The following is a 13,063-nucleotide window of genomic DNA, read 5'->3' as shown; positions in this document are numbered from 1 at the left end:
GGGCGCGACAGGTCGTGTTCTCGGAAATAATTGTCCCCTGGCTGTCCGCGAAACCCCGGGGCAAGGATTCAATTAGCACGATCGTTCCGTTAGCATCAGGCGGGTTTGCGCACGACCGCGCGAGGTGACTCAACGAGACGGAACGGATGCTCAACAGCAACTTGCTCAGAAAGCTCGACATGCAGGACCTGATGGTGTTCGTCGCCGTGTACGAGCAAAGCAGCGTGACCGGGGTTTCCGAAACGCTGTGCGTCAGCCAGTCGACCGTCAGCTACTGCCTGAAGAAACTGCGTACCGGCTTCGAAGACGAGCTGTTCATCAACACTCGCACCGGCATGCGCCCGACCTACAAAGCCACCACCATGTACAGCCACGTGCTGAAGATTCTCGACAGCATCAACCTGTGCCATGCCGGCAGCCAGGCCTTCGACCCCAGCCGCCAGGCCGTGACCTTCAATGTCTGCGCCCCGGAATACTTCGAGCTGCTGATCCTGCCGCGCCTGCTCAAGGGGTTCGACTTCGCCGACCTGCCGGTGACGGTCAACGTGCACAAGCTGGAAACCGACATTCCCGCCGAGGAGCTGCGCGACGGCAGCCTGGACCTGGTGATCTGCTTCGGCCCGAAATTCCACAACCACCATGCCGGCCTCAAGTCGCAGATGCTGCTGGAGGACGATCTGGTGTGTGTCTTCGACAAACGCGCGACACCGCCGCCGGAGCGCCGTTTCAGCCTGCAGGCGTTCGTCGAGCGCCGGCACGTCTACCCCACGCCCTGGACCTCGACCACCAACATGATCGACGGCTGGCTGGCCCGCCAGGCCCAGCGGCGGCAGATCGTCGCGCGCGCCAACAGCTACAGCGCGGCGCTGAAACTGATCACCGGCACCGACTTCATCCTGACCCTGCCGCGACGTATCCAGGCGCTGCTGGCCAATGAAGCGGTGTTCAGCCATTGCGAGGCGCCCAACGGCCTGCCGGGGTTCACCCTGGACATGCAATGGAGCGAACACACCGACCAGGACAGCGCCAACACCTGGTTTCGCGAACAGGTGGTCAAGGTCTGCGCGCAACAGGGCCTGCTCTAGGCCCGTAACGAAAAGAGGCGGCGCTCAGGCCGCCCATGCCGGGATCGTACAGGATCAGTGGCCGAAGCTGAGCTTGGCGTAGGACTCGCGATCGATATCCACAATCTCCACCGCCAGTTGCAGCTCGACGGAGGCCGGCCATTCGCAGAGTTCCTGCAGCACCGCCAGCAGGCTTTGCGACAACTGCTTCTTGATCTCCGGCGAGCGGCCGCTGAGCAGCGCCAGCTTCACATGCACGAAACCGCGTTCGCCAAGGCCGGTGCCGACGCGAAAGGTCTCGACCTTCAGCGCCCGGCTCTTGATGTCGAATTCCGAGAACTGCCCGGAAGCCACCAGCGCGTGGTTGAACCGCAGCAAGGCCTTGTCGGCGTCCAGTTGCGGCAGGTTGGCGGTGTATTCCATGTGCAGATGAGGCATGGCGAAGCTCCCTGTTGGGTGGCGGAAAAGGCGCTCCATACTACACGCCTCGCGCCGGGCTGCATCGCCCCGAGAGGCAGCCGCTCAATGCGCCTTGAGCAGCGCCGGAGCGACGGGTTCGCGATCGCTCATGAAGGCTTCCAGGCGCGAACGCAACCAGCGCTCGGCCGGGTCGGTGTCGACATGGCTGAGCCAGACCATGGACAGGTCCAGGGTCGGGGTCTTGAACGGGAACGGTTCCTGGAACAACTGCCCCGACGCCGCCATGGCCGCCGCCGTGTAGTCCGGCAGGCTGGCGATCAGGTCGGTGCCCGCCAGCAGGGCCGGCAGCGCACTGTACTGCGGCACCGACAGCACCACCTGGCGCTGCCGGCCGATCTCCGCCAGCCACTCATCGGCAAAGCCGCTGACATTGGCGGTGTGCGACACCAGGACATGCGGGCGGGAACAGTATTCGTCGAGGGTCAGCGGCGTCTCGCTGGCGTCGGCGCGCAGCACGCTGGGCTGGATATGGCGCAGCAGCTTGCGCTTGGCGTTGGCCGGCAAGCCGCGGGTCTGGCTGATGCCCACGGTGATGTCGCCCGCGGCCAGCAGGTCCGGGATGCGCCAGTAGTCGGCGTGCTGGACCACGAACACCACCTGCGGCGCCTCTTGGCGCAGGGCGCGCAACAGCGGCGGCAACAGGCCGAACTCGACATCGTCCGACAGGCCGATGCGAAAGGTCATGGTGCTGCTGGCGGGGTCGAAATCGTGGGTCAGGCTCAAGGCCGAAGACAAGGCATCCAGCGCCGGCGACAGGTGCTGGATCAGTTCCTCGGCGCGGGCAGTGGGCTCCATCCGGTGGCCCACGCGAATGAACAGCGGATCGTTGAATATCGCCCGCAGCCGATTGAGCGCCGAGCTGATGGTCGGCTGGCCGAGAAACAGCTTCTCCGCCGCCCGGGTCACATTGCGCTCGAGCATCAGGGTTTCGAACACCACCATCAGGTTGATATCGGCCTTGCGCAGTTCGTTGCGATTCATCCGCGTGCTCTCCATCCCGGGGTCGGAGCACAGTGTAGAAAAGGCCTGGCGGCGCCGTCCATCGTCATCACCTCGCGGAAAAACCACACCTCGCTCAGGGAAAGGTAAAGGTGAACTCCGCCGCGCCGTCGGCATCACCGACCTTGATCTCGGCATCGCTACCAGTGCGGATGTAACCGGCCCGCAACGGAATGACCGCGCTGTCGCCGACCCGTTGCATGTCGTACGGGGTGCCGTCGTACTTGATCCGCTGGCCGTTCAACTCGTTGGTCATGACGATACCGAAGCCCTTGGCGGCATTGCCCGAGGGGCTCAGGTTCAACACCGAGGGATCGCTGTGGCCGGAGACTTTGTCGGTAAAGGTGATTTGTGGCTTGGCGTTCACGGCGCACTGGCTCAGCTCGATGCGAAACGGCACCGTGGGCGAGGTGGCGCCCACCTTGGGAAAGTTCGCCAGGGAGAATCGCCCAAGCTTCACCGGGATGGTCTTGTACGATTCCACCACGCAGGTGTTGGGAATGGTGATGGGGCCGCCGCCCATGTCGATGATCGCGGGCCCCATCAAGGGATAGGGGGTACGGCAGATGCCCAGGGGGATGTTGTCGTTCGGAATCGTCACCTCGCCGCCCAGGGCGGCGACACCACGGACCAGGTCGACCGCATAGAGCATCAGCACGGCACTGCCAGCGACCCGGTCGACGACCAGCTTGCCGCCAGGCAACTGGCCCGGGGGCACGGTCAGGACCAGCGACTGGACGTAGTTGGTGACCATCTGCGAGCGCTGGTTCTGGCCGGCGCTGGAGTCGTAGCGGACATAGTCCTTTTCCACGGCCACCGGCTTGGCGCTCTGCAGGATTTCCCGCAAGACACCGTCCGAGGAACTCGCCACGATCTTGAAGCCGATGCCACTGATATTGGTCGGCGCGATGCCCTCGGGGAGCGGCGTGCCGGCTGTCCAATGCCCCGCCGACACCAGTTCATGGGCGACGTTTCCCGAGGAACCGCCATAGCGGTAGTTGGTGTACAAGGCTACCGAACGCTGGTAAAGCACGGCGCCCACCGGCGTGGTGCTGGTCAAGGGAGTCACCTCCTGCCAGGGTCGGCCGGCACCGTTGCTGAAGGCGCACTGGACCGCCTGGCTCTGCACCAGGGCGGCCTGTGCCGGGCCGGCGACCAGGCCCGCCAGCAGCCAGGCGATGACCTGGACGTAACGGTAAAACCGGCGCCAGCTGAACGCTGTTGGAAAGGGCATGGGCGATTCTCCGTGTTCTGCGGTGCCCGATCGCTCGCCGCCGTACCGTGGCCAGCGCGCCGGGTCGTGATGCATTGATGATCCGCCGGGCGGCTCATCCTGAAAGAGGGGGTCGATCCTGAAAAAGCCGCTACGCCCTGCACAGGCATGGCGTAGCGGCGACCCGCGACAGCAGGCTATCGACGGGTGTCACTCCTGCTTACTTGATTTCCCCGTAGTTGAGGCCGGCCAGCGGCACCTGGGCCGCCTCGCCCAAGGCGGAGTTGTAGCTCATGGTCCCGTAGTTGACGCCCACCAGGCCGCCATAGGTCTGGCCCAGGCGCGAGTTGAAGTCGATCTTGCCAGAAGCCACCGACTGACGGACGTTGGCCATGTTCAAGCCGACCAGGCCGCCGAGTTTCGCGTAGTAACCGCCGCCCACCGTGCCCAGGGCCAGGGAGTTGAGGATCTGCCCGTGGTTCTGTCCGACCAGCCCACCGTTGACGCTGTTCCGGTCGCCCCAGACATTGCCTTTGGCGGTGGCCGTATCGATGCTGCTGCCCAGGTTGCGACCGTTGGTGCCGACCAGGCCACCGACGAAGCTGTTGTAACCGCCACGAACATCACCACTGGCCTCGACCGAGTTCAAATCGCCATCGTTGTAGCCGACCAGGCCGCCGAGATGGCTGTTGGTACTGCCCGTGACCCTGCCGCGGGCCACGGAATGGCTAATGCTCCCGCCGTAGTTGTTGCCCACCAGGCCGCCAATATTGCCGTTGGCGCCACCGGCAACGGTCCCCAGGGCTTCTGCGGTGTCGATCTTGCTGTAGCTGTTGTAACCGACCAGGCCGCCGACGTGAGTACCTGAGTTATCACTGACGTTGCCAGTGGCCTTGACGTCGTTCAGGGTGCTGTTCTGGTTGGAACCGACCAGGCCGCCCACGCCCATGCCCCCGGAGCCGTATACCGCACCGCTGGCGCTGGACTCCTTGATCGCACTGTTGACGTTGAGGCCGACCAGGCCACCTACGTTGCTGGTGCTGTAGCCGCGCACGATAGCGGAGGAGTTCGAACGCTCGACCATGCCTGTCAGGTTGTAACCGATCAGGCCGCCGACATTCAGGCCGCCAAAGGAGTAGTAGTTACCCACGTTGCCGGAGCTCGAGGAGTCGGCGATATGGCCGCCCTTGTTGCTGCCGACCAGGCCGCCGACGCCCCCTGTGGAGTTGCGTTGCATGGAGCCGGTAATGGAGGTGTTGGCACTGCTGTTGGTGATGTTGCCCATGCCGGCCAGGCCCGAGGCGTTCTCCCCGACCAGGCCACCGATGGAGGAGGTATAGGCGTTGCCGGACAGGGTCGACGCAGTCACCGCCCCGCGGTTGATCGAACCGCCCGCGTTGTACCCGACCAGGCCACCGACGGTGTTGCTGTTCGCCGAACTGCCGTTGACCCGCAGGCCCGTGGCGCTGACGTTGTCGATGATGCCGGTGTTCATCCCCACCAGGCCGCCGATATTGCTGAAACCCGCATTGGAGGTGGTGCCGTTGATGGTCATCGACGCCAGCTTCAGGTTGCCGATACGGCCCGAGTTGGCCGCGAACAGACCGACATTCGGCCCGGTATTGGTGACACTGAACCCGCTGAGGGTGTTGCCCAGGCCGTCGAACACACCGTTGAACTGGCTGTCGCCACCGATCGCCCGGAAGTTGCCGTAGCCCCTGATGTTGTTACCCAGGACATACAGCCCGTTGAGGTTGTTGTTGACCGCCTGCAACTGCGCGCTGTTCTGGACCACGCCATACTGCGAACCGTTGGAGTCGAATGCCGCGCCGGCACCGGACAAGGTGACCACGGCCTTGTCGCCCAGGGCGTAGCCGGACTGATGATTCAGGCCAAGGCTGCTGTTGGCACCGGTGAGGGTCACATTGTCATTGAGCCTGATCGCTTTCTTGGCGGTCATTTCCACTCGGGCGTTGGCCCCGGTGGCATTCAGGCCGCCATTGAGTTCGATGTCGCCCGCCGAAGAGAGCTTGAGCTGGTTGCCGCTTTTCCAGGCGACCGGCCCACCCACCACCACGTCGCCGGCGGTGCTGGCCAGCTCGATGTTGGTGGTCGCCAGGTTGCTCGACAGCGTGTCGGCATAGGCGGTATTACGCCCCGATGCCGCCGTCGGGCTGACCCGGACGTCGGACGAGCTGATTTTCCAGTCGCCGGTCCGGCCGTTGCTGGCCTGGGTGTTGACCCGCGCCGCCAGTTGCACTTCGGTCTTCGCGCCCTTGGTCTCGATCAGGCCACCGTTGCCCAGGGTCCCGATAGCGTTGGCGTTCATCGAACCCGCCACCTGCACGATGCCGGAGTCGCCACCATCGAGGGTGATTTTGCCGGAGGTGCCGCGCAGGGTGTTGGCTTCGATCGCACCCTGGTTGTTGACCACCGTCTGCAGCATGGTGCCGGCGCTCTTGGCGGTCATCAGCACCTGGCCGCCGTTGGCCTTGAGCAGGCCGCCGTTATGCACCAGGGCGTCCACGGCTGCACCGTCGACCTGCAGGTTGAGCAGGTTGTTGCCATCGAAGTTCACGGTGAAGGCATCGCCTGCCCCCAGGGCGACACGGCCCATCTGCGCCTGGATCACACCATCGTTGCGCACGCTGTTGCCCAGCAGCGCGATGCTGCCGCCTTCGGCGGCGGTCAGGGTGCCGCTGTTGATGATTTGCGCAGTCGAATTGCCGGCGAATTTGTAAGTGCCCTTGTTGAAGTCGTCGTTCGCGATATCCTTGGTCGACGCCACCAGGCCGCCGACGTCGACCCGCGCTGCCTGGCCGAAAACGACACCGTTGGGGTTGACCAGGAACACCTGGCCATTGGCTTTGACCTGGCCCTGGATGTTACTGGCGTTGACCCCGATGACCCGGTTCAGGGCGATCGAGCTGGTGCCGGGCTGGTTGAACGTCACCTTCTGGCCCGACGCGACGCTGAAGTCGTTCCAGTTGGTGATCAGTTTCTCGGAGTGCTGGTTGATCGCCATTTCCTGGCCATTGTTGAACGTCAGGATGTCGCCGGTACCGGACACCACCTTGCCGCCGTTGGGCAAGGCGAAGGCCGACGCCATCGCGCCCATGCCCAGCAGGCTGACAGCCGCGACCACCATGCCCTTGCGCGCCCCGGACTTGCGCCGCCGGCGGGCTCCTTCATGGGTCACGCTCCAGCACGCCAGGGCCTGATTCCAAACCAGTGCATAGATCTTGTTCACGTTTTATCTTCCTCTTCACTTGATAACGCCCTGCAAACCATTTGCAGGGCGACGCCACTCCTGCTACGAGCAGGTCCTAAAAATATTGCGTCGCGCTCGCCCAGATCCGCGGTCGGCGCGGCGGGCCTTCGTTTTCCCCGTTGTCATGAAGGGGCCAGGCGGCCGTCAGGTTGATTTGCTGGGACGGCCCCGCCCAACTGGCGCCGATCCCCGTGGAGGTGATGCGCCGGGTGTTGTCCCCCGAGGTCCAGGTTCGTCGGTTGGTCTTGGTCACGCCGTTGTCGGCGAAGGCGCTGAGCTGCCAGCGGGGCGCCAGGGCGTAGCGCAGCTCGGCGCTCGCCTGCCAGCCCTGGTCGCCGCTGCCGGCGCCCAACGGGTAGCCGCGCACGCCGTAAGGGCCGCCCAGGCCGAGCTTTTCCGAACTGTCGAGGTTGCCCGAGGCCCATTGCGCGCTCAGGCGGGTATAGAGCTGGAAGCGGTCGCTCAGGCGTTGCAGGCGCGCGGCATTGAGGTTGACCTTGGAAAAACCGCCGTTGGTGCCTGCGGTCCGGCCGTCGCGGCCCCGCTCCTCGGCGTCGCCGATGCGCAGCTGGCCACTGGCGTAGGAGAGATCGAACAGGTTGCGGCCGCCACCAAGGAGCAAGTCCTCGCTGTTGCCGCTCAGGCTAAGGGTCCAGAGGTCGATCTGCTTGCGGCTGCTGGTCTCGAACAGGTCGATATCGTCGCGCAGGCGCTTGTCTTCGTACTGCAATTGCGCGTTGAGATCGAAGGTGCGGCTGCGCACCAGGGGTTGCGCAACGAAGAGGCTGCGGAAGCTGGCGGTGCCGTGGTAGTCGAGCACTTCGAAGTTCCTGCCCAGGCGGTAGCTCATTTCCGAGTACGCCGCGCCGATGCGGGTCGACCAGGGGCCGACCGGCAACTGGTAGGCCGCGCGGTAGTAACGCTGCGACTCGTCGCTGCGCAGCGCACGCAGGCTGAGCTGGTCGCCGAGGCGCAACGGGTTGTTGAGGTTGAGGCTGCCGCCCAGGCGGTATTCGCCGGTGTAGTAGCCACCGAAGTTGTCCGCTTCCAGAGTGCCGTTGAGCAGCGGCGTGGCTTCGGTATCGATCACCAGGTCCGTGGTCCCGTATTCCAGGCCGGGACGCAAGGTGCCCCGCGCGCGGACCCCGGGCAGGTCGCTCAACAGCAGGAGGCTGCGTTCCAGGTCGGCGTCGTACACCGCCTTGCCGCCGCTCAACGACGACAGTGGCGCCTGCACCACCTGGTCCAGGGCACGCGAGCCGTTATGCAGTTCGATACTTCCGTAACGCCCTTCCATCACCTCGATCCGCACCACCCCGTTCTCGATGTCCTGGGCTGGCAGGAAGGCGCGGGCCAGTACATAGCCCTGCTTCTGATAGAAGCTGGTAATCCGCTGTGCCGCGCCACGCAGGCCGGTCAGGTCCAGTTCCTGGTCCTTGAGGTCGACGAGCAGCGCCTGCAAGCGCGTCTCATCGAACACCTGATTGCCGGTAATGACGAACGCGCTAATCCGCACACGTATGCCGGATGTGTCCGGGGCGGCCGGTGCCACCGGCGACTCGGCCTTGGGCAGGTCCAGCTCCGGTGCCGCGGGCGCTGGCTGGGCCGGCTGCACCGCCTCGATGTCCCGCATCGCCTGGCCGGCGCTGGGCGCCTGCACTGCCTGGGCGACACCCGTCAGCGGCAGCAGCGCCGCCAGGAGCAGACCGGGTCCGTGCCCCGGCAAGCGCCTGCCTGGCGGAGCCTTGCTCCGGTCAAAACTATGGTTGTATGCGCGCGCTTCCACTCCGCGTCTCCCCGCTGTCTATCGCTACCTGGTAATGAATGGCCGTCGCCTGGGCGGCGGCCTTTTTTGCAACCGGCAGGGCGATGCGTGTCGTGCCGAACGGCTCGATGGTGATTCCCTGCCAATTGATCGCTTGCTTCCCTTCCCCCAGCGCGAGCTGCGGCAGGGACACGTAATAAGGCGCGCGGCTGGTGGCCAGCAGCGTGGTCTGCCCGCCGGCCTGCGGCCCCTGCTCGAGGCGCCAGGTCACCTGACGGATCGCCTCGTCGGCTTCGCCGGCGAGACCCGCGGGGCGGTACAGCAGCTTCATGCGCAGGCGGTAGGCCACGCGCAGCACATTGGCCTCGGCGGTGGTCCGCGGCGGTACTTCGAGAAAATTGATCCAGAACACCGACTCGCGATCGCCGGGCAGGGATTCGCCGGTGTAACGCACCACCAGGGCGCTGCGCTGTTGCGGTTCGAGCCGGGCAATGGGCGGCGACAGCACGAACGGCACCGCCAGGCCACTCGGGTCGGTCCCCGTGTCGCCCTTGTCCAGCCAGGCCTGCAGCAGGATCGGCGCCTCGCCGTTGTTGCCGACCCTGACCGTCAGGGCCGAGGTGCCGGCCGGGTAAATGAAGCGCGTACCGGTAACCGCCAGCGCCGCCTGTGCCCCGCCTGGCGGCATCAGCAACAGGCCCGCGAGCAGGCCGCCGCACAGGCGCCTGGCCTGGCGCAGGCGCACAGCAACGACGTCGCGCATCAGCCGTTCCTCGCCTGATCGACAGTCGCGGCAGGCAATGCGCGACAGGGCAGCGCGAGTACCTCGTATCCCTTGGTCGACGCCGGATCGCGCTCGGGCAAGCGATAGTCGATCAGGCACTGCTGCGAGGGCTCGTTGCCCCATTCGACGCGGATCGTGCCCTGGTCCTTTTCGCTGCGCAGCACCAGGCGACTGCCCTGGCCGACCGCGCCCAGTTCCTCGCCACTCTCGGCGTCGCTGGCCAGCGCGGCGAACGGCAGGTGCGCACCATTGGGCTGCAGGCTGTCGACCAGGAAAGAGCGCGCCTTGCGGGTCGGGTAGGAGAGCATCACCACCGCTCCCGCCACCGGTGCGATATTGCGCGAATTGACCCGTAGCTCGACGTCGTCAGGTGCGCCCTGTGGGTCGACATCCACGGTATTGAGCTGGAACGGCGTCAGGCTGGGGACCACCGCGTAACCGCTGGCATTGACCTTCGCCCCGCTGTAGCCGACCGTCGCGCCGCGGGCATTCGGCGCATACACCAGGGCGCTGGTCTCGCTCAGGGTCTGGGCGAACGTCACGCCGCCCGAATGCAGGACCATGCCGCCGGAAGCACCGACGGAGGCCTGGCGATAATCGTTGCCTTCGGAGTAGCTGGAACTGAGGGCCACCTCGGGCAGGAAGTAGTTGAAGCTGGCGTTGCGCGTGGTCTGGCGTTGCTGCTCGTCACGGGCCAGGGACACCGAATAGGAGGCCTTGCCCGCCTCGTCCAGGGTTCCGGACACGCCGCTACTGAGGTGGCTGCCCGTGCGCTGGTCGTGGCTGACGAAGTTGTTCAGCACCGTCCCGCCGCGGGTTTCGCGCCCCAGCGGAACCGTCAGGGTGAAGCTGAAGACGGTATTGTTGGTGTCCGCCCGACGCCCGGAGAATCCGCTGCTGCCCTGCATCCGCTGAACCATGAAAGAGAAGCTGTTGCCCTGCCACTGGTCGCTGTAGCCCATGGAGAAGTTCAGCGCCTGGTTCTTCTGGTTCCAGTACTTGAGGGAAGAGCCGCCCACATAGAAATTCCCCCCCGTGGCATTCACTCGCTGGCTGACGTTCACGTCGAGCCTGTCGCGTACCCGGGCGAACGACTCCAGCGGCTCGCCGTTCTCGACGAAGTCCTGCAACGCGATCGCGTCGTGCAACCCCAGGTAGCCACTGGTCGAGTAGCGGTAAGCCAGCAACGAGAAGTTGGTGCCGCTGTTCGGCAGGTTCTTGCTGTAGGAAAGACGCAGGCTGGAACCCTGCAGGCTGCCATTGCGCGGGACATCGGTCCTGGCCTGGGTCAGGTCGACGGCGAAGCCGCCCACGGAGGTGTTGATCGCGCTGCCGATCAGCGCCGACATATAGCTGCCCGTAAGCGCACTGCCGGCGTAGGCGGTGAGGTCGTTATCCAGGCCGCGCTGCGCGGTGCCTTGCAGCACGTACTGCTTGTCGCCGCGCAGCCCGGGGTCGATGACCTCACCGGCGGTCAGGCTGTAGCGCGAGTTGCCCGGGCGCAGCAATTGCACCGTGGTGGCGAACGGCACGGTAAAGCTGGTGCTCTGGCCATTGGCTTCGGTCACAGTGACGTTCAGGTCGCCGCCGAAGCTGGCGGCCTGCAGGTCGCTGATCTCGAACGGCCCGGGCGCAACGGAAGTTTCGGAAATCAGGTAGCCGCGCTGATACACCGAGACTTTCGCGTTGGAACTGGCCGTGCCCCGCACCACCGGTGCATAGAAACGCTCGGTGTCGGGCAGCATGCGGTCATCGCTGAACAGCTGCACGCCGCGAAACGACACCGAGTCGAACAGGTCGGCGTCGGTGGCGCTCTCCCCTACCAGCAATTGCGAGCGCCATGCCGGCAGGTCGGTCTGGCCATAGATATGGCCGCGCTGATAACGACTGCCCGTCTCGGAAGACCAGGCCAGGGTGCCGGTATGCCGCAGGCGCAGCGCCCCGACATTGAGCCCCATGTTCAGCCCGGCATACCCATTGGTCTGGGTGCGGCCGCTGTTTTGCACGCTGAACAGGTTGGTGTTGTAGTTGAGCAGTCCCGCGGAAATGCCGTGATCCCAGTTCTCGGGATCGACATAGGTTTTCGATTGGGTCTTCTGCAGGAAATATTGCGGCACGGACAGATCGATGGTCAGTTCCCGCAGATTGATCTTGGTCGTGAGGCCGGGAATGTAGCGCGCCAGATCGGCGCAATAGAGGCCCTCTGGCATAGGCTCGACACCCGGTTGGGCAGCGGCCTTTTCCAGGTCGATACCGGCACGGGTCAGCAGCGAACGCTCATAGCAGGGTTGCCCCCCTTGCGGCCCGTGGGTATCGCGAAACTCGATGTCCTGGGTGGCGCCCCAGCGTCCGTTCACCAGCAGGTCGATACGGTAAGTACCCGGAATCAGAAAACCCTGGTGCTCGAAACGACTGGTATCGATCGGGCTGCCCTCGGTCTGGAACAACATCTGCGAATCGAACACCACATCCGATTCCGGCACGGCGGCAGCCTTGCCCGCTGCCACGGCACTCGAGGAAGTTTCAGCCCATGCTTGAGTCTTCATGACCATGATCGCCATAGAAACAAGAAATAAAAAAGATCGACTTAAGTTGGAAAAACACATAACTGGCGGGCAGGTAAAAACAACCAGGCAACGGCACTGGAAATTCAACATATTCGATACCGTCGCACTGCTACGCCATAAACATGGCTGGATTCAAGAACGAAGAATTATCGGGACAGTGCTTTATCCAGCACGCGCCGCCCACCAAAGTCATTAATGACTTCGTAACTCACGGAGGCTTTTCGATAGTTCTGAGACACATGTTCAGGCAAGAGGAAAGTTCCACTACTGAACGGTGCGATCATTTCATCCTTGACGGCAATTCGTCGTTCATCCAGAACCACTTCTACCTTGCCAAAGGAAACGTAATAAGCCGTCGGATTGGTGACCTGAATACCCATCCGGGTTTCGCCCTTTTCATTTCCTGGCAATTGCGCTTTAAACTTCCAATCCAGCTTGTCCGCCACTAGATCGACATCCGACTTCAAGTTCTTCGGACGAAAGAACACTTTTATCCGGGTCCTGAAGGCAAACTGCAAAACGTTTTCATCGGCCTCTTTGCGCGGAGGTGTTTCCAGGACATTGAGCCAGAACAATGACTCTCGATCCTCGGCAAGTTTCTCCCCTGTATAAGAGACACGCAGCGATGCAGAACTTTCCGGGTCCAGCCGAATAACCGCTGGAGACAGCAGGAATGGAACTTTTATTTCCTCAGGTTTTTTATGGGAGTCACCGTCGTCGATCCAGTTCTGTGCCAGTAAGGCCGTACCGCCCACATTATTGATCTTGATGGTTACTTCCCGGGCATCCGCGGGATAAACCAGCCGGGTGCCTTGAATGACGATCGACGCCTGCACGCTTCCAGACCATACGCCCAGAAACATGACGCCGAGAACGAGAGAAGACCAAACACGCGCTTTCGGCGTCATGACACACTCCTT

The 13,063-nt window shown here is 63.9% G+C and carries 9 protein-coding genes; 1 reads left to right on the top strand and 8 read right to left on the bottom strand.

Features of this window, described 5'->3' with window-relative positions; genetic code table 11:
• The first annotated feature begins 146 nt into the window (after positions 1 to 146).
• The gene (locus TO66_RS07360; RefSeq protein WP_044461713.1) at positions 147 to 1,085 is read left to right on the top strand and encodes a LysR family transcriptional regulator; all 939 of its coding nucleotides are present in this window, start codon (positions 147 to 149) and stop codon (positions 1,083 to 1,085) included.
• Between the two features lie 54 nt (positions 1,086 to 1,139).
• Here TO66_RS07360 and TO66_RS07355 read toward each other — a convergent pair whose 3' ends face one another.
• The 8 genes from TO66_RS07355 to TO66_RS07320 form a co-directional block, all read right to left on the bottom strand.
• Positions 1,140 to 1,502 carry a 5-carboxymethyl-2-hydroxymuconate Delta-isomerase gene (locus tag TO66_RS07355; RefSeq protein WP_044461712.1) on the bottom strand — a complete coding sequence of 121 codons (363 nt, stop codon included), beginning with the start codon at positions 1,500 to 1,502 and terminating at the stop codon, positions 1,140 to 1,142.
• 84 nt (positions 1,503 to 1,586) lie between these two features.
• On the bottom strand, positions 1,587 to 2,525 hold the full coding sequence (locus TO66_RS07350; RefSeq protein ID WP_044461711.1) for a LysR substrate-binding domain-containing protein: 939 nt from the start codon (positions 2,523 to 2,525) through the stop codon (positions 1,587 to 1,589).
• Positions 2,526 to 2,619: 94 nt separating this feature from the next.
• Positions 2,620 to 3,777, bottom strand: a complete 1,158-nt coding sequence (locus tag TO66_RS07345; protein WP_044461710.1) for a fimbrial protein — start codon at positions 3,775 to 3,777, stop codon at positions 2,620 to 2,622.
• Between the two features lie 199 nt (positions 3,778 to 3,976).
• Positions 3,977 to 7,006, bottom strand: coding sequence for a GLUG motif-containing protein (locus TO66_RS07340; RefSeq protein ID WP_044461709.1), 3,030 nt, complete (start codon positions 7,004 to 7,006; stop codon positions 3,977 to 3,979).
• Positions 7,007 to 7,082: 76 nt separating this feature from the next.
• Entirely contained in the window at positions 7,083 to 8,660 is a 1,578-nt protein-coding gene (locus TO66_RS07335; RefSeq protein WP_256243738.1) for a ShlB/FhaC/HecB family hemolysin secretion/activation protein, read from the bottom strand.
• Between the two features lie 127 nt (positions 8,661 to 8,787).
• A complete protein-coding gene (locus TO66_RS07330; RefSeq protein WP_044461707.1) occupies positions 8,788 to 9,555 on the bottom strand; it encodes a molecular chaperone in 768 nt (255 codons plus the stop codon).
• On the bottom strand, positions 9,555 to 12,122 hold the full coding sequence (locus TO66_RS07325) for a fimbria/pilus outer membrane usher protein (RefSeq protein ID WP_044465964.1): 2,568 nt from the start codon (positions 12,120 to 12,122) through the stop codon (positions 9,555 to 9,557). The genes TO66_RS07330 and TO66_RS07325 overlap by 1 nt, the downstream gene beginning before the upstream one ends.
• Positions 12,123 to 12,289: 167 nt before the next feature.
• A complete protein-coding gene (locus tag TO66_RS07320) occupies positions 12,290 to 13,051 on the bottom strand; it encodes a molecular chaperone (RefSeq protein WP_044461706.1) in 762 nt (253 codons plus the stop codon).
• Positions 13,052 to 13,063 lie beyond the last annotated feature (12 nt).

The organism is Pseudomonas sp. MRSN 12121 (assembly GCF_000931465.1).
Lineage (GTDB): Bacteria > Pseudomonadota > Gammaproteobacteria > Pseudomonadales > Pseudomonadaceae > Aquipseudomonas.
Note: the sequence above shows the minus strand (reverse complement) of the source record. Positions and strands in the feature narration are given on the sequence as shown.